Raw genomic sequence first — 17,343 nt, 5'->3', positions numbered from 1 at the left:
CGCGGCCACGTCCCAGGCCTGCCGCCCGCCGCCCGAGCAAGGCCCAGCGCGGCGCGTCCACCGGCGCCAAGATCTTCGTCAGCATGCTGTCCGCGGTGATCCTGCTGGTCACCGGCATCGCGTGGCAGAACCTGAACGCGCTGACCGACGGCCTGACCAAGCAGGATCTGAACCTGGCCGACGCCGGCGAGAAGCCCGCTGACGGCGCGATCGACATCCTGCTGGTCGGCATGGACAGCCGCACCGACTCCAAGGGCAACCCGCTGCCGCAGAACGTCCTCAACGAGCTGCAGGCTGGCGGCACCGACGACGGCGGCTTCAACACCGACACGCTGATCCTCCTGCACATCCCGAACGACAGCGGCAAGGCCTACGCGGTGTCGTTCCCGCGCGACTCCTACGTGAAGATCGCCGGCGGCTTCGGGCGTCACAAGATCAACTCTGCCTACGGTTACGCCAAGGGTCAAACGGCCGAAAAGCTGCAAGGCAGCGGCAAGAGCCCGCAGGACGTCGAGATGGAGTCCCGCAAGGCGGGCGCGAACAACCTCATCGAGACCATCCAGAACCTGACCAGCGTCAAGATCGACCACTACGCCGAGGTCAACCTGGTCGGCTTCTACGAGATCACCAAGGCCATCGGCGGCATCGACGTCTGCCTCAACAAGAACGTCCGCGACAGCTTCTCCGGCGCGAACTTCAAGGCGGGCCCGCAGACCATCGAGGGCAAGAACGCGCTGGCGTTCGTCCGGCAGCGCCACGGCCTGCCCATGGGCGACCTGGACCGCGTCGTGCGCCAGCAGGTCTTCATGGCGGGCCTGGCGAAGAAGATGCTCTCGGCGGGCGTGCTCACCGACGGCACCAAGCGCAGCCAGATGATCAAGGCCGTCAGCGGGGCGATCGTGCTCGACGACGGCTGGGACATCACCAAGTTCGCCCTGCAGATGAAGGATCTGACGGGCGGCAACATGACGTTCCAGACGATCCCGACCGGCAACCCCGACCTGCAGACCCCCGAGGACGGCTCCGCGGTCGAGGTGAACGAGTCCGAGGTGCACGCGTTCGTGAAGAGCCTCGGCAAGGAGCCGTCGCCCTCGACCGCGCCGGACCCGAAGTTCAACAACGCGTCGGTGACCGTCGAGGTCCGCAACGCCTCCGGTGTGCCAGGCCTCGCGGCCCAGGTGCTGCAGTCGCTCGTCGCGAAGGGCTTCGTGGCCGGCCCGACGGGCAACGCCGAGGCCATGTCGAAGTCGGTCGTCCGCTACGGCAAGGGCGGCGAGGATGGCGCGAACGCGGTCCAGAAGGCGCTCGGCGGCCTGAAGATCGAGGAGGACGTGAACGTCCCTGCCGGGCGGGTCCGCGTCTTCCTGGGCTCCGACTACTCGGGTCCCGGCACGCAGGGCTTCACCGGCTCCGCTGCGCTCAACCTCGACGGTGCGCGTCAGCAGCCGCCGGCCGACCCGAACGCCCCCAAGCCCATCACCGCAGACGGCGTACGCTGCGTAAACTGATACTCAGAGTAGAGATGTATAGCCCGTTCGGGGGATTCTGCCAGTAAGTTGCGTAAGCGGCGAAGCACTGGCGCCTTCCATCACCGTGAGACCCGCTCACGGGGTGGAGGACCAGTGCAGACTGCGACAGGCCAAATCGACACAGCGGCGTACCAGCGCGTGCTCGGTGATGAGATCCGCAGCCTTCGCAAGCAGCGCGGCTGGACGCGCAAGGAGCTGAACAAGCGGCTGCAGACCGAGATCTCGCTGCAGACGCTGGCCACCTACGAGCTCGGCACGCGGCAGTGCTCTGTCGTGCGCCTCGTGGAGATCTGCCACGCGCTCGACGTCCCTGCACATCAAGTGCTCGCGCGCGTCCACGAACGTTTCTTCGGCGACACCCCCGCCGGTCACCTGACCCTGAACCTCGCCGCGGTCGCCGCCACCGACAACCCGCGCCTGGTGCCCCTCAAGCGCTGGGCCGCCGGACGGCTGCACGTGCTGCCGCCGGGAGCCTCCCCCGAGGTGCACCTCGACCTGCCCGCGCTCGAGAACATGGCGCAGCTCTGCCAGCTGCCTACCGTCGAGCTGATCCGCACGTTGCGCGGCTTGACCCGTTGACGACCCGTACTTTCCAGTCCCGGACAAATGCATTTCCCGGACGCGATACACTCGGCACCCTGGGAATGCGATTCTCTCATTGTCCGGATTGGAGCCGATCGTGCACGATCACCACGTCCTCTTGGCCGACGCCGAGAGCGCGACTCGCCGCCTCGCCCGGCGCGGGTTCGCGTTCGACCCGGAGCCGCTGAGGGACCTGTCCTCCCGCCGCGTTCAGGCGATCAAGACCGGGGACGAACTTCGTGCACAGTCCAAGCAGGTCGCGGCGGAGGTGCAGCGCCAGGCCAAGGCCGGCGGCGACATCGAGGGCCTCAAGGCCCAGGCGCGCGACCTGAAGGAGAAGATCAAGGAATCGGAAACCGAGGTCGCGCGACTGCAGGCGGAGCTGCGCGAAGTTTTGCTCGGTATTCCCAACTTTCCTCTCGACGAAATTCCGGACGGTTTCTCCGAGGAAGAAGCGCGCGAACTCCGCACCTGGGGTGAGGTGCCGAAATTCGACTTCGAGCCGAAGGACCACGTCGACCTCGCGGAGGCGATGGGCATCTTCGACTTCGGCCGCGCCACCAAGCTCGCCGGACCCCGGTTCGCCGTGGGCCGCAGCGCGGGTGCCCGGCTGGAGCGCGGGCTGGTGAACTTCCTGCTCGACCTGCACACCCAGCAGCACGGGTACGAGGAGTTCTCGGTTCCGCACCTGGTCAACGCCCAGACGATGACGGGCACCGGCCAGCTGCCGAAGTTCGAGGAAGATCTCTTCAAGACCTCGGTCGGCGACCGGGCCCTCTACCTCATCCCGACCGCCGAGGTGCCGCTCACCAACTTCTACGCGAACGAGATCCTCGACCGCAGGCAGCTGCCGCTCGCGTTCACCACGCACACGCCGTGCTACCGGTCCGAGGCGGGCTCGTACGGCCGCGACACCCGCGGCATCCTGCGCCTGCACCAGTTCGCCAAGGTCGAGATGGTCCGCCTGTGCGAGGCCGGTCAGGCCATGGCCGAGCTGGAGAAGATGCTCGGCCACGCCGAGGCGTGCCTGCAGAAGCTCGGCCTCGCCTACCGCGTGGTCGTGCTCGCGGCCGGCGACACCGGCTTCTCCTCGGAGATCACCTACGACCTCGAGGTGTGGCTGCCCAGCCAGGACCGCTACCGCGAGATCTCGTCCTGCTCCAGCTGCAACACCTTCCAGGCCCGGCGCGCGAACATCCGCACGACCGACGCGGACGGCAACCGCCAGTTCGTCGCCACGCTGAACGGCTCTGGCCTCCCGATCGGCCGGACCGTCGCGGCGATCCTGGAGCAGGGCCAGCAGGAGGACGGCTCCGTGGTGATGCCCGAGGCGCTCGTGCCGTACCTGGGCTTCTCGCGGATCCAGCCGGACGGCAAGACCGTCTAGGAACCGGTGAAGAGCCGGGGTTCACGCCCCGGCTCTCCGCACGTCGTCGGTCGTCGCGCCCTGCCCGGCCAGCGCCCACAGCCGGGCGTCCAGATCGCCTGCCGCAGCGGGTACCGCCGTGCCCAGCTCGTCGCAGATCGCCCGCAGGTACCGCCCGTCGACCTCGCGCCGGATCTCCGCCACCGTCTGCTCGACCGGCACCGGCAGCTCGGCGAACGCCGACCAGAACCGGTGGTAGTGCCCTGCCACCTGCTCCACGGGCACAAGCGGCAGGAACTCCGCGCAGTCCTTCGCGAGCCGTCGTACCCGTTGGCCCACCGAGCGTGTGCCAGGCCGTCCGCCCGATGCGACCAACAGGGTGAGCGTGCGCAACGAGTCCACCAGCCGCGGCGGCGCGTGGAGGACGAACGGCCACGGCCCCAGGCTGTCGAAGTAGCTGCCGCCACCGAGCGCCCACGCGATGCGTTCCAGGCCGAGCCCGAGATCGCTGATGCGCGCAGCCGGGCTCTCCACGTAGGCGGCGTCGCCCAGTTCCAGCCCGCCGTGGTTGATGTGCAGCTTCCACACCACGAGCCGTTCGGTCTCGGTCCTGCGCAGCACCAGCCGGAAGTGGCCGGCGAACAAACCGAGCCCGGACAACGTGTCCAGCCAGAGGTCGAGCAGTTCCAGGTGCCGTGCGGGAGAACTCGGCGACTCCAGCAGGCAGGTGTTCACGAACGAGGTCGTGATCCCGTCGGCCACATGTCCGTGCGAGTTCCACCGGACCGAGGGCTGCGCAACGAACCGAGGTCCCAGCTCCTGCCGATCTGCTGGCACAGCGCCCGTTTCGTACAGGCCGGGATAGATGGCTTGAATGCCCGCGACGATGAACAGCGTGTCCTCGCGCGAGTTGATCGCCGGAACGGCCGGGAACGACGGAATGCCCGCGTCCACGAACGTCTTGCCCAGCCGGTCTGTCAGGTCGATCAACGCCGAGGACCGCCGCCTGCCGGACAGCTCGGTGAAGAAGTAGCGGCCGGCGCATTTCAGCGATCCGCAGCTCTCCGCGGGCTTCTTGGCGTAGTAGAGGCGTGAACACGCCGGGCAGGTGGCCGCCGTCCAGTGGCGCTCACGCAGGTGGGCGTCCACCTGGGCGTCGAAGCTCATCAGGTCTTCCTCCACGGGTCCGGGGCCGGGCGCACGGTCTGGGCGAGCCGCGAGACCAGCGGCGCCCCGCAGAGCAGCGGCCGGCGCCAGTCGGCACCGAGGTCACGCACCGGCTGCCACGAACCGTCGTGCGCCAAAACCGTGCCGCCCGCCTCCCTGACCAGCAGCACACCGGCGGCGACGTCCCAGACGGGCAACTCGGCGAACACCGCGTAGTCGACGGATCCCGAGGCCAGCCAGGCGAACTCGGCCGCCGCGCTGCCCAGCCACAGACTGCGGCCGAGGCTCAACCGCAACGGCTCCAGCTCCTCGAACTCGTGGTAGCTGTCGCGGCCGCTGAACGACATCAGACCCGCGTCCAGATCAACAGCGGCGGAAGCGCGAATCGGCTGTCCGTCATGACGTGAGCCCAGGCCCTCCGCCGCCGAGTACATCTCCCCCAACGCGGGCAACGAGATCGCGGCCGCCACCGGGCGGCCGAGGTGCAGCACGGCAACGGACACCCCGAAGATCGGAATGCCCCGCACGAAGTTCCTGGTGCCGTCCAACGGATCCAGCACCCACTGCCACTCGGAGGAGCCGGACTCCCCGGTCTCCTCGCCGATCACCGCGTGCTCCGGGAAGCGGCGGCCGATCTCGGCGACCAGCCCCTGCTCGATGCGCACGTCGACGTCGGTGACCGGCTCGCCTCCGTCCTTCAACCGGACGGACAGCCTGTGCCCGAACGCGTCCAGCGCGATCTTCGATGCCTCCGCGCACAGCTCGACCGCTGCGTTCTCCAGCTCCGCGCTCATCCGGCACGCAGCCCGTGCTCGATCGCGCCCCACGTGAAGTCCAGCAGGAACGGGAAGTTCCGCTGCCACAGGTCGACGGGACCCTGGTAGCAGAGACCGGCTTCCAGGTACGTCTTCACGGCGTCGTCACGCAACCCGTCCCGCACGACGGACTCGGCCCCGATCCGCGCCAGCGTCCAGCCGAGCGTGTGGCCGGCGAGCCAGGTCTCGTTGAGGAACCGGCGTGACTTCGACCGCCGTTCCACCAAGTCCACAGTGGACACCGCGTCGCCGGCCGCGTCCCGCACCTGCTGCCACGTCAAGCCGACCAGCCGGAGGTGCGCCGACCGGGTCATGACCTGCCACCGCTCCCTGCCGAGCCGCGACGGCGCCTTCAGCATCGACTGCCGTGCCACGAACATCGGCCACGCGGGCAGCGCGTCCAGCACCCGGTCCTGCTCGGGCAGGGCGGTTTCTCCTTGGAAACAAACGGACCTGCGGATTCCCACGTGGTCGTAGCCGGACAGGCTGGGCAGCTCCTGGTGCTCCACCATGGCCGGGATCGACATCGCTGTGCGGTACCCGCCCTGGGACAGGAACCTGGCCAGCACCTGGTCGTCGTCCCGCTCCCGCACCGGATCGAACGCCTCCGCGTGCTTGGCGAACAGGTGAGCGGCAGCGCACGGCATCACCACCGCCAGCGTCGGGAAGTAGTCCTGCAGCGTCGGGACGAGCCACGAGTACCCGGCGAGCACCGCGACCCTCGCCCTGGCCCCGTTCCAGCTGGCCAGGTTCTGGTACAGGGCCAGGATCCGCTCCGGATCGCGCGCCAACGCCCGTTCGACCGCCGGCCACAGCTGCGTCGACGGCCACACGTCGTCCTGGAGCACCATGTGGTGCGTAGTGCCTTCAGGACACCGCGACCACGCCACGGCGGCGGTGCGCAACGCGCTCGGCGGGCCGTCCGGATCCGGATCGACGACGAGGTCCGCGCCCGTCACCTCGGCGAGCCGCCGCGCGGGTTCGGCACGCCGAGGATGGGTCATGACGGTGATGCTGAGCTTGTTGACGCTGGGCCGGGTCACCGCACACCAGCCCTGCTGAGCGAGACGTCCCAGAACCGCTCCCCGCCGCCGTTGGCCGTCTGGTGCCGGCCGAGGCGGGCGCGGTAGTCGGGATCGTCGTCCCACAGCATCCGGTGCTGCGACCGATAGCAAGCGATGGCGCGGTACTTGGCCTCCAGCGCCTCGGCCGGCACCTCGGCGGCGAACGGCTCGCCGAGCACCGCCAGGTGGGGCAGGGAGGATGGCGGCGCGCCTTGCCCTGCCCACAGCCCGTACGGCAGGTCCTCCCACAGCTGCAGCCGGACACCGGGATGGTGCGACACCGCGTCCAGCACGGCGTCCCGCGTCCGCACGTGGTCGACGTGGTCGCCCAGCGCGGCGCAGGTCAGCACGATCGACGGCCGCAGCTCGCTGATCAGCGAGCCGATCGCGGCGGTCACGCTGCGGTGCAGCTCCGGTTCGTCGCCGTCCGGTTCGTCGGTCGGGTCGTTGCCGACCAGCCAGGAACCGTCCGCGCGGGTGCGATAGATGGAGTCCAAAAATCGGCCGTGTCGCGCGATGGTGCCGAGTTCGGCGTGCGCCGCCAGGTCCTCATCCCTGCGTTCCTGCACCGGGTCCCCGGTCAGGTCCATCAGGCCGTGCAACCGTTCGGCTGTCGCGGAGTACGGCGGCGCGGCCGGACCGGCGAACACCGTGTAGACGGTGACCCAGGTCTGCTCGTCCGCCGCGAGTGCGGCCAGCCGCCCTCCCGCGGACAGCACCGCGTCGTCGAGGTGCGGCGAGATGGCCAGAACGTCCTGCTGCATCGGTGGTGTCCCTAGTGGTTCAGCAGCTTGCCGCTGACGAAGTCCTCGGTGATCCACGGGATGTCCGCGAGCTCCTGCGCGACGATCTCGCGAACCACGCCCGCGTCGGCCTGCGTGATCACGCGCGTGTGCCACGGGTCGACGAGCGAGCCGCCGTTCTGCGAGACGATCTCGACCGAGTTGGCCTGGCCCGTCTCCTCGTGGATCCGGTTCGCGATCCGCTTGGCGCACACGGCGTAGATGAATCCCGCGTAGTAGCGCGGGTTCTTGCCGTTCGTGCCCTCCAGCGACATCGGGCGGCGCGCGGTGATCAGGCCGTTCGGCCGGTTGCCGCGGCCGACCACGCCGATGTCACCAGACAGCGAGGCACCGCTGACGGTCAGGTAGACGTTCTTGGTGTGCTCGCGGTCCTTGGTGTTGACCGACAGCCGGACGTCGTGGCCCTGCAAGCGAACCTGGAGCCGCTCGATGATCTCGCCGCAGATGATGTCGAGGTTGCGCTTGTACTCGTCGTAGGAGTGCACGTGCGCGGCGATCTGCGGAATGCACGCCGTCAGGTCGACCTCGGTGCCGTTGCGGTAAGCCATGATCTTGATGTCCGTACCGAGCCACGGGTGGCGCTCGTGCGTCTCCGCGGACGCCAGATGCCCTTCGAGGTCGAGGACGGCCTGTTCCAGCGGGCTCATCGGCGCGTACGCCACGCAGAACGAGGTGTCGTTGGCGACGAGCTCCTCGTAACCGCGCACCGCGCCCTTCTCCACCGGGTCGAACATGTTCGCGATCGAGCCGGAGCTGCCCGAGATCGTGCCGGGACCCGCGTGCGAGGTCAGGAAGTCCGAGATGACCACCGACTCGTCGAAGTCGATCATCGGGAACCGCTCGGAGAAGAACCCGCGCAGCGCGTCCTCGATCACCCGCGACACCGGCAGGTCGCGGCCGAGATAGGTGCGGCTCACCCTGCCCGACAGCACGACGCGGATCGGCTCGACGAACCTGCCGCCGCCGAAGCTCACCTCGGTGCGGCCGCCGATTAGCATCACCTTGTCGAACTGGTGGTGCAGGATCTGCCCGTCGCAGTGCTCGATGGTGTACACGGAGTACGCCTGACTGAGCAGCGAGGCCAGCGCGTCGCAGATCGAGTCGGGGTGCCCGATGCCCTTGCGTTCGATCAGCTCGGTGTCCTGGTCGGCCCACGGCGGCACGGACACGACGTCGACGTCGCCCGCGCGCACCGCGGTCTCGCCGTACAGGTAGTCAGCCATTGTTTCTCGCTTTCTCCACAGTCAGCTGGGCAGTGAGGCGGCGCGGTCCAGCTCGGCGCGCACCGTGACGTTGATGAGCCGGTCGGTGTGGTTGCAGTCCTGGCACGAAACGCCGCCGAAGAGCATCGAGCGGCGGTTGTCGGCGGAGTTCTGCCACAGCTTCCGGAAACTGCCCGCGGCGCGCAGGGAACCGAACAGCGAACCGTTCTTCTCCCCCGGCTGGGAACCCAGGCAGCACGAGTACAGCTCGCCGTACGGGTTGAACGCGACTTTGGAGTAGGCGACCCCGCACGGCCCGCCGATCTCGTCGACGATGTCTTCCACGCGGATTTCGACCCGGTCGCCGTAGTCGCGGTGAACCTGGTCCAGCCGGTGGCGCACCTCGGCGTCCTCGAAGGTGATCCGGCCGTAGATGTCCTGTTTGTAGACGACCGTGTCGACACCGACGTCGTCGATCAGCACGGCGGCGAACTGCTCGATTTCGGTCTGGTTCAGCTCGGAGACGAGGAACGTGCAGGCGATCCTGACCTGCCCGCCGGTCTGCTCGCGGGTGGCGGCCAGCATGCGCAGGTTCTTCAACGTCCGATCGAGCAGGTTTCCGCCGCGCATTCCGCGCTGCTTGTTGTAGACGTCGGAGTTCACCGAGTCGATGCTGACCCTGACCTCGGCGGCGTCCATCAGCGCTGGCACCGCGTCGTCGGGGATCACGTTGGCGTTGGTGACGAGCCGCAGGTCGAGCGGGGATCGCGCGATGTGGCCGAGCACCTCGCCGATGCCCAGGTAGAACATCGGCTCACCGCCGCCGGAGACCGACACCTCGGAGACGCCGGCGTCCACCAGCTCGTCGATCAGGTCCCGGTACTCGGCCACGCTCAGCATCTCGCCGCGCCGGGACACGTCCTCCCCGACACCGCCGTGGAAGCAGTACGAGCAGGCCTGGTTGCAGAAGTCGGTCGGATGGATTTCCACGCAGTGCGGGAACGGGTCCCGCCCTGTGACCATCAGCGGAAGATTCTTGTTCAGGGCATGGAACTGCCCGAGCTCGTGCCGCACGTACATCCCCCATGAATGTTCAGATGCGTGAATCAGATTGTTAACGTGCGCACGCCTGACAGGCCGGCAGACAAATCGGTTCGCCCCCCATGTGCGAATCGTTCCGGTGCGGCGCCTCTCCCGAGCCGCCCACCGAAGCTGTTCTTCAACATGACCCGGTTCTCCCGGAGTTGTCAAGCAGAACTCGAAATAGGTAATCGAGCGCGTCTCGACTTGCCCTATTTAGCAGTTCTGGAGAACCGGTTGCCGGGTACTGACGGCTTTGCTACGTTGACCGGCGACCGCAAGACGAGGGGGAATTGCGGGATCGACGCGGTTTTTCCGCGCATTTCTCGTTCCGTTCCCTCCCACACCGAGGCAGCTTGGCGGAGGGCGTGCCGTGCCACTGATCGAGGCCCGCGGGCTCGTCAAGGACTTCCACCGGCCGCGGCGCAGGACCGGCAGGTTCGCCGGCCTCCGCACGCTCGTCAGCCGCGAGCGGGAGACGGTGCGGGCGGTCGACGGCGTCAGCTTCTCGATCGAATCCGGCGAGCTCGTCGGCTACCTCGGCCCCAACGGCGCGGGAAAGTCCACGACGATCAAGATGCTCACCGGCATCCTCACGCCCACCGCGGGCGAAGTGACCGTCGCGGGCGTCGTGCCGTGGCGCAAGCGGCAGGACAACGCCCGCAACATCGGCGTGGTGTTCGGCCAGCGCTCGCAGCTGTGGTGGGACCTGCCGCTGGTCGAGTCGCTGCGGCTGGTCGGCAAGCTCTACCGGATGCCGCGGACCCGCTACGAGGAGAACCTCGCCAAGTTCGTCGAGCTGCTGGACATGCGGCCGTTCCTGGACACACCGGTGCGGCAACTCTCGCTGGGACAACGGATGCGCGGCGACCTGGCCGCCGCGATGATCTACGAGCCGGCGGTGCTCTACCTCGACGAGCCGACCGTGGGCCTCGACGTGATCGCGAAGGAACGCATCCGCAAGTTCGTCGCCGACCTGAGTTCCACGTCGGGCACAACGGTTCTGCTCACCACGCACGACATGGACGACGTCGAGGCGTTGTGCGAGCGGCTGATCCTCATCGACCACGGCAAGGTGCTCTACGACGGCACCCCGGCGGCGTTGAAGGACTCCTACGCCCCGCAGCGCGAACTGGTGGTGCAGCTGGCTTCCCCGTGCGAGGTGACGGTCGCGGGCGCGCGGACCGTGGAGTCCGGAGAAGGCGTGGTCCGGCTGTCGTTCGACCCTGCGGAGACACCAGCCGCCGCGTTGATCTCGGAGCTCTTCGGCAACTATCCGGTCACCGACGTCTCGCTGCAGGAAACAGATCTCGAGGACGTCATCAAGAAGATCTACGCGGGACGTTCATGACCGAGCACCTTGCCTTCATGCGGACACGGATCAGCGAGGTGCTCACCTACCGGTTCGAGCTGCTGTTCCAGCTGATCAACCCGTTGCTGCAGCTCCTGCTCCTCGCGGCCGTGTGGCGCGCCGTCTACGCGGGGAAGTCCGATGTGGACGGCGTCTCGGTGTCCACGATGACGACGTACGTGACGCTGTCGACGTTGCACACCCTGCTGATGCACGACCAGATCGTGCACTGGGTGGAGCAGCGCGTCCGTTCCGGCGCGGTGGGCATCGATCTCGTGCGCCCGATTCCGCTGCTGCGCCAGCAGATCCTGAGCCAGGCGAGCCAGGTCGCCGTCAAAGTGCCGATGATGGCCGTGGTGTTCCCGGTCGCGGTCGTCACGACCGGCCTGGTCGCGCCGGCGGCACCGGGGCTGTACGCGCTGTCCACCCTGCTGGGCTGGCTCATCAACTGCTGCGTGCTGCTGCTGATCGCCGCGGTGGCGTTCTGGACGCTGGAGCTCGGTGGCATGACGTTCCTCTACTACGTGGTCAGCCAGTTCCTGTCCGGTGCGCTGGTGCCGTTGTGGTTCATGCCCGGCTGGCTGCGCACCGCGGTCGAGTGGCTGCCGTTGCAGGCCACCGTGTTCACCCCGGTCGCGATCTACCTCGGCAAGGACGGCTGGGGCGGCATCGGGGTGCAGGCGATGTGGCTCGTGCTGCTCGGCGCGGCGGTGGTCCTCGTGTGGCGGCGTGCGCTTCACCGCGTCGTGGTGCAGGGCGGGTGACCGGCGTGCGGTGGCAGCTCAGGGCGGCGCTGATCCTGCTCGGCGGGGCGGTGCGCGGGGCGGTGCAGTACCGGGCGGACATCGTCTTCACGATGATCGCGGGCGCGCTCTACAACGGCGCCGGGTTCGCAACGATCTGGGTGGTGCTCGACCGGTTCGAGGTGATCGCCGGGTGGGACATCGGCGACATGGCGCTGCTGTACGGCATGCGGCTCGTTGCACACGGGCTGTGGCTGGTGCCGTTCAACCAGCTGGACTGGTTCTCCGACCACGTCAGGGAAGGCTCGTTCGACCGCTACCTGGTGCGGCCGGCGAGCCCGCTGCTGCAGCTGCTGACCACGCGCATCCAGTTCAGCCCGTTCGGCGACCTGATCTCGGGCCTGGTCGTGCTCGGCGCCGCGATGTCCGCTGTGGACGTCGACTGGGGGCCGTTGACGGTGGCGTACCTGGTGTTCGCGCTGATCGGCGGTGCGCTGATCGAGGGCGGGATCCAGCTCGCGCTGAGCAGCATCGCCTTCCGCACGCTCAAAGCCGATCAGGTGAAACTCACCGTGGACAGCGTGTTCAACCTGTTCGGCAACTACCCGGCGCGGATCTTCGGCACGGCGGGGCAGCTGGTGCTCAGCGTGATCCCCGTCGTGTTCGTGGCCTATCTGCCCGCATCGGTGCTGCTCGGCCGCGTGGACGCCGCGGGTTTGCCCGCCGTGGTGGCGTGGTTGTCACCGCTGGCGGGCGTGGTCGTCGCGACGGCCAGTTACCTGGTGTGGCGCCGGATGCTGCTCGGTTACCAGAGCTCCGGCACCTGACCGCCCGCGAGGCCGCACCCGTCACGCCGGTAGCATCGCCGGGGTGAACGATTCCCCCGCCCGCCTCCCTCTGCGCACCGCAGCCGCCGTGAAGCTGGGCAACCTGAGCTCCACGCTGTCCCAGAAGATGGGTCTCGGCGCCGGCGGCATGATCGGTGGCCGGGTGGCGCTGAAGCTGGACCCGCAGGCGCTCAACCGGTTGACGCAGGGACGCAAAGTCGCCGTCGTGACAGGCACGAACGGCAAGACCACCAGCACGATGATGCTGGCCAGGGCCGTTGGCGCGCTGGGTGAGGTCGCCACGAACCACAGCGGCGCGAACATGCCAGACGGTCACGTCACGGCGCTGTCCAAGCAGCCGGACGCCCCGTACGCGGTGCTGGAGTGCGACGAGGGCTACTTCCCCGCCGTCGCGGGCGCGAGCAACCCGGCCGTCGCGATGATCCTGAACCTGTCGCGCGACCAGCTGGACCGCGTCGGCGAGGTCCGCACCATCGAGCGGTCGCTGCGCGACACCGTCACCGCGCTGCAGAACTGCACGATCGTCGCCAACTGCGACGACGTGATGGTGACGAGCGCGGCCTGGAACGCGGCCAACGTCGTCTGGGTCGCCACCGGCACCGGCTGGCACCACGACTCCGCGAGCTGCCCCCGCTGCGGCAACCCGATCCGCTGGCAGGGCGAGCACTGGCACTGCACCGGCTGCGACCTCGCGCGCCCGCACCCGAACTGGATCACCACCGACGAAGCGATGATCACGCCGGAGCACCAGAAGCTCGAGCTCCGCCTCACGCTGCCGGGCAAGTTCAACCAGGCCAACGCCGTCATGGCGTCCGCGGCCGCGCATGCCATGGGCGTGCCCGCCGAGGAGGCGGTGCGCCGTCTGCGCGGCGTCTCCAACGTGAGCGGCCGCTACCGCACGATCCACCGCAACGGCCGCAGCGCGCGCCTGCTCCTGAGCAAGAACCCGGCCGGCTGGAGCGAGACCCTCACGGTCGTCAAGGAGGCCAACCACCCGGCCGTCCTGGTGATCAACGCTCAGGAGGCCGACGGCCGCGATCTCTCGTGGCTGTGGGACGTTCCGTTCGAGCGGCTGCAGGGCCGCAGGGTCATCGCGTCCGGCGAGCGCGCGACCGATCTCGCCGTCCGGCTGACCTACGCCGAGGTCGAGCACACGATCGTGCCCGACCCGCTGAAGGCCATCGACCAGATGCCACAGGGGGCGGTCGAGGTCATCGCCAACTACACCGCGTTCCGCGACTTGAATGCCAGGGCTGCCGCTGATGAGTGAGTCGACAATCCAGATCGCGCTCGTGCTGCCGGATCTCCTCGGCACGTACGGGGACTTCGGCAACGCCGTGGTGCTCCAGAAGCGCATGGCGTGGCGCGGGATCAAGGCCGAGATCGTGCCGATCAACTACGGCGAGCCGGTGCCGGACTCGTGCGACATCTACGTCGTCGGCGGCGGTGAGGACACCGCGCAGACGCTGGCGGTGAAGCACCTGCGCGAGCACCCCGGCCTGCAGCGCGCCGTCACGAAGAACGCCGTGGTGCTGGGTGTCTGCGCCGGCATCCAGATCTTCGGCGAGAGCTTCACCCGTGCCGACAACATCACCCACCCCGGCATGGGCCTGATCGACTCGACCTCACACGCGGGCGGTAGCCGCGCGATCGGCGAGGTGCTCGCCGAGCCCGCGAACGGACTCTTCGAGGGCGTGCTGACCGGGTTCGAGAACCACCAGGGCCGCACGGTGCTGGGCCCGTCGGCCAGGCCGCTCGCGCACGTCAAGGTCGGCACCGGCAACGACGGCAGCGTCGAGGGCGCCGTTCAGGGCCGGATCGTCTGCACCTACCTGCACGGGCCGGTGCTGCCGCGCAACCCGCAGCTCGCGGACATGCTGATCGAGTGGGCGACCGGAACGAAGGTCGCGCCGCTGGACCTCCCGGCGGTCACGGCTATGCGTGCGGAGCGGGTGCGGGCAGCTTCTTGATTGGAGCGAAAAGGGCGCGCGGTCTGAACACCGTGCGAACTTGCTTTTCGCTCCAATCAAGAATTGGGCAGTAGGAATGTGACAGCAACGCGCTCCGCAACACCAGGCCAGATCACGGCCATCACGTAGTCGGTCGCGAGCGCGGGCCCCACCGAGGGCCTGCGCTCCATCCAGACCGCCAGGCGTTCCGTGGCGCCGACGACGATCTCGGCGAACGCCTCGGCCTCCAGCGGGTCGATGTCCGGCGTGAACGACGCCAGCACGGCCCCGATCATGTCCGTCTGCTGCTGACGGATGCCTTCCACCTCTTCTTGCGCCGACGGCACGGCCACGGCCGCCTCCTGCCGCAGCAACGCCCACGACCTGCGGTGCTCGTCGATGAACTCGAAGAACGCGAGCAGGCCGAGCCGCAGGAACTCCTCAGGGCTTCCCGCGCCGGCGATCGCCGCCGCGGTCTTCTCCCGCAGTTCCGTGCGCGCGCGGTGGATGCAGCCGATGAGCAGGCCTTCTTTCGAGCCGAAGTACTCGTAGAGCATCGGCTTGGAGACGCCGACGCGTTCGGCGATCTCGTCCATCGACGTGGCCAGATACCCCTGTTCGGCGAAGATCTCCTCGGCGACGGTGAGCATCTGCGCCATGCGCTGGGCCTTGGGCATGCGGCGCCGCGGAGCAGTCACGAATGGAGTCTACCGCTCGTAACTTACTCGGGGTAACCTACTGCGAAGTAGCCACTCGTGAGCGGAGGGACGTCCCCATGCACCGAGAGACGAAAGTGCTCGTCATCGGCACCGGCTTCTCCGGCCTCGGCATGGCCGTCGAGCTGAAGCGCCGCGGTGAGCACGACTTCGTGGTGGTCGAGAAGGCGAGCGACCTCGGTGGCACGTGGAGGGACAACTCCTACCCAGGCTGCGCGTGCGACGTGCCGTCGCACATGTACTCGTTCTCGTTCGAGCTGAACCCGCGGTGGTCGCGGATGTTCGCCGAGCAGGGCGAGATCTGGGACTACCTGCGGCGGGTCGCCGACAAGTACCGCCTGCGGCCGCACATCCGCTTCAACACCAAGGTCTCCGGCGCGCAGTGGGACGAGGAGTCCAAGCGCTGGCACGTCACGACCGAGCAGGGCGACACGTACACCGCGGCCGCTTTGGTGGCGGGCGTCGGCGCGTTGCACATCCCGAACGTCCCGGAGCTGCCGGGCATCGAGAACTTCAGCGGCAAGACGTTCCACTCGGCGCAGTGGGACCACGATTACGACCTGACCGGCAAGCGTGTCGCCGTGGTCGGCACGGGCGCGTCCGCGATCCAGTTCGTCCCGAAGATCGCAGGCAGCGTCGGTGCGATGAAGATCTTCCAGCGCACGCCGCCGTGGATCATGCCCAAGGCCGACCGCGAGATCAACGGCTGGGAGCAGAAGCTGTTCCGCGCCTTGCCGTTCACGCAACGGCTCTACCGCAACTTCGTGTACTGGATCCGCGAGTCCAGCGCCGTCGGGTTCGCGATCAACCCTCGGATCATGCAGTTTGCCCAAGGCATCGCGTTGCGGCACATGAAGAAGCAGGTGCCGGACGCGTCACTGCGCCGCAAGCTGAAGCCCGACTACACGATGGGCTGCAAGCGCGTGCTGATCTCCAACGACTACTACCCGGCTTTGGGCTACCCGAACGTGGACCTGGTGACGGACAAGATCTCCGAGGTGCGCGAGAAGTCCATCGTGGACAGTGCGGGCGTCGAGCACGAGGTCGACGTCATCATCTACGGCACCGGGTTCCACGTCACCGACTCGTTCGACTACCTGGACATCCAGGGCAAGGGCGGCATCGACCTCGCGAAGCAGTGGCGCGAGGAGGGCATCGAGACCTACTTCGGCATCACGGTCTCGGGGTTCCCCAACCTGTTCTTCCTGCTGGGCCCCAACACCGGGCTCGGCCACAACTCGGTCGTCTTCATGATCGAGTCGCAGATCCGGTACGTCTCGCAGTGCCTCCAGCTCCTCGACAAACACCGCGCAGCGGAGCTGGACGTGCGACCGGAGGCCCAGCAGGAGTTCAACCGCGAGATCCAGGGCAAGCTCACCAAGGGCGTGTGGACCCAGGGCGGCTGCAAGAGCTGGTACCTCGACGCGCAGGGCGTGAACCGCACTGTGTGGCCGGGCTTCACCTGGCGGTACTGGATGCGGACCAAGCGCGTGCGCGCCGAGGACTACGTGCTCACTGCTGCCTCACGATCTACGGCCGTACGATGACTTTCAGGGCGGTCCGCTCGTCCATCGCCTGGTAGCCCAGCGCGACGTCGTCGAGCGAGACCGTCCTGTCGAACACGGGTCCGGGGTCGATCCGCCCGGCGAGCACGTCGGCCAGCAGCTCGGGCAGGTACGCCCGCACGGGAGCGATGCCGCCCCCGATGTTGATGTTGCGCCCGAACAGCTTGCCGAGCGGCAGTCCCGGCATCTCGTGCGGAACGCCGACGTACCCGATCTTGCCGCCGTCGCGGACGATGCCCATCGCGGTCTCCCACGACTGCTCGGTGCCGACGCATTCGAGGACGCTCGATGCCCCGAGACCGCCGGTCATCTCCTTTATGCGCTCGACGGCGGCCTCACCGCGCTCGGAGACCTGGTCCGTGGCACCGAAGAGCTTCGCGATCTTGGCGCGGTCCTCGTGCCGTCCCATCGCGATGATCCGCTCGGCGCCCAGTCGCCTGGCCGCGAGCACACCGCACAGGCCGACCGCGCCGTCACCCACAACCGCGACCGTGCTGCCGGGCTGGACACCGGCGCCGATCGCCGCGTGGTGCCCCGGTGCCCATCACGTCGCTCAGGCTCAG

The 17,343-nt window shown here is 68.3% G+C and carries 17 protein-coding genes; 9 read left to right on the top strand and 8 right to left on the bottom strand.

The annotated features are described in order from the left end of the window. From FXN61_RS35610 to serS, 3 genes are all read left to right on the top strand, one after another. Positions 1-1,508 (top strand): LCP family protein (locus FXN61_RS35610; protein WP_312878243.1); only part of this gene is annotated, 1,508 nt, incomplete at its 5' end. Between the two features lie 114 nt (positions 1,509-1,622). Beyond that, positions 1,623-2,108 carry a helix-turn-helix domain-containing protein gene (locus FXN61_RS35605; RefSeq protein WP_312878242.1) on the top strand — a complete coding sequence of 162 codons (486 nt, stop codon included), beginning with the start codon at positions 1,623-1,625 and terminating at the stop codon, positions 2,106-2,108. Positions 2,109-2,187: 79 nt separating this feature from the next. Then, positions 2,188-3,498 (top strand): serine--tRNA ligase, encoded by a 1,311-nt coding sequence (serS, locus tag FXN61_RS35600; protein ID WP_246292413.1) that lies wholly within the window; start codon positions 2,188-2,190, stop codon positions 3,496-3,498. A gap of 21 nt (positions 3,499-3,519) precedes the next feature. On the opposite strand, the gene FXN61_RS35595 is transcribed toward serS, so the two are convergent. The 6 genes from FXN61_RS35595 to FXN61_RS35570 are packed head-to-tail and all read right to left on the bottom strand — an operon-like array spanning position 3,520 to position 9,551. Further along, positions 3,520-4,644 carry a hypothetical protein gene (locus FXN61_RS35595; protein ID WP_167978329.1) on the bottom strand — a complete coding sequence of 375 codons (1,125 nt, stop codon included), beginning with the start codon at positions 4,642-4,644 and terminating at the stop codon, positions 3,520-3,522. Continuing rightward, positions 4,644-5,438, bottom strand: coding sequence for an inositol monophosphatase family protein (locus FXN61_RS35590; RefSeq protein WP_167978328.1), 795 nt, complete (start codon positions 5,436-5,438; stop codon positions 4,644-4,646). The genes FXN61_RS35595 and FXN61_RS35590 overlap by 1 nt, the downstream gene beginning before the upstream one ends. Continuing rightward, positions 5,435-6,463, bottom strand: coding sequence for a hypothetical protein (locus FXN61_RS35585; protein ID WP_167978327.1), 1,029 nt, complete (start codon positions 6,461-6,463; stop codon positions 5,435-5,437). Before FXN61_RS35585 ends, FXN61_RS35590 begins: the two co-directional genes overlap by 4 nt. Positions 6,464-6,498: 35 nt before the next feature. Continuing rightward, a complete protein-coding gene (locus FXN61_RS35580) occupies positions 6,499-7,287 on the bottom strand; it encodes a PIG-L deacetylase family protein (protein ID WP_167978326.1) in 789 nt (262 codons plus the stop codon). Between the two features lie 11 nt (positions 7,288-7,298). Beyond that, on the bottom strand, positions 7,299-8,549 hold the full coding sequence (locus tag FXN61_RS35575; RefSeq protein WP_167978325.1) for a methionine adenosyltransferase: 1,251 nt from the start codon (positions 8,547-8,549) through the stop codon (positions 7,299-7,301). 21 nt (positions 8,550-8,570) lie between these two features. After that, positions 8,571-9,551 (bottom strand): radical SAM/SPASM domain-containing protein, encoded by a 981-nt coding sequence (locus FXN61_RS35570; protein WP_167978324.1) that lies wholly within the window; start codon positions 9,549-9,551, stop codon positions 8,571-8,573. A gap of 430 nt (positions 9,552-9,981) precedes the next feature. Between FXN61_RS35570 and FXN61_RS35565 the strand changes: the two genes are divergently transcribed. Genes FXN61_RS35565 through FXN61_RS35545 form a run of 5 tightly spaced genes read left to right on the top strand, consistent with a single transcriptional unit; the run spans position 9,982 to position 14,520 of the window. Then, positions 9,982-10,959: an ABC transporter ATP-binding protein gene (locus FXN61_RS35565; protein ID WP_167978323.1), complete on the top strand. Its 978-nt coding sequence runs from the start codon at positions 9,982-9,984 to the stop codon at positions 10,957-10,959. Positions 10,960-10,976: 17 nt separating this feature from the next. After that, positions 10,977-11,723, top strand: coding sequence for an ABC transporter permease (locus FXN61_RS35560; RefSeq protein WP_167978322.1), 747 nt, complete (start codon positions 10,977-10,979; stop codon positions 11,721-11,723). Then, a complete protein-coding gene (locus FXN61_RS35555) occupies positions 11,720-12,529 on the top strand; it encodes an ABC transporter permease (RefSeq protein WP_167978321.1) in 810 nt (269 codons plus the stop codon). The genes FXN61_RS35560 and FXN61_RS35555 overlap by 4 nt, the downstream gene beginning before the upstream one ends. Before the next feature lie 43 nt (positions 12,530-12,572). Further along, the gene (locus FXN61_RS35550) at positions 12,573-13,820 is read left to right on the top strand and encodes a MurT ligase domain-containing protein (protein WP_312878240.1); all 1,248 of its coding nucleotides are present in this window, start codon (positions 12,573-12,575) and stop codon (positions 13,818-13,820) included. After that, positions 13,813-14,520 carry a type 1 glutamine amidotransferase gene (locus tag FXN61_RS35545; RefSeq protein WP_167978320.1) on the top strand — a complete coding sequence of 236 codons (708 nt, stop codon included), beginning with the start codon at positions 13,813-13,815 and terminating at the stop codon, positions 14,518-14,520. The genes FXN61_RS35550 and FXN61_RS35545 overlap by 8 nt, the downstream gene beginning before the upstream one ends. A 56-nt stretch (positions 14,521-14,576) precedes the next feature. On the opposite strand, the gene FXN61_RS35540 is transcribed toward FXN61_RS35545, so the two are convergent. Then, a complete protein-coding gene (locus FXN61_RS35540; protein WP_223165733.1) occupies positions 14,577-15,158 on the bottom strand; it encodes a TetR/AcrR family transcriptional regulator in 582 nt (193 codons plus the stop codon). 116 nt (positions 15,159-15,274) lie between these two features. Here FXN61_RS35540 and FXN61_RS35535 point away from each other — a divergent pair, with 116 nt between their 5' ends. Beyond that, positions 15,275-16,762, top strand: coding sequence for a flavin-containing monooxygenase (locus tag FXN61_RS35535; protein ID WP_167978319.1), 1,488 nt, complete (start codon positions 15,275-15,277; stop codon positions 16,760-16,762). On the opposite strand, the gene FXN61_RS35530 is transcribed toward FXN61_RS35535, so the two are convergent. After that, positions 16,746-17,261 (bottom strand): zinc-binding dehydrogenase, encoded by a 516-nt coding sequence (locus FXN61_RS35530; RefSeq protein WP_312878239.1) that lies wholly within the window; start codon positions 17,259-17,261, stop codon positions 16,746-16,748. The genes FXN61_RS35535 and FXN61_RS35530 overlap by 17 nt on opposite strands. Positions 17,262-17,343 lie beyond the last annotated feature (82 nt).

This window comes from Lentzea indica (genome assembly GCF_012184385.1).
In the GTDB taxonomy this organism is placed as follows: Bacteria; Actinomycetota; Actinomycetes; order Mycobacteriales; family Pseudonocardiaceae; genus Lentzea; species Lentzea indica.
The sequence above is the reverse complement of the archived record's forward strand: the minus strand, read 5'-3'. Positions and strand labels throughout refer to the sequence as shown.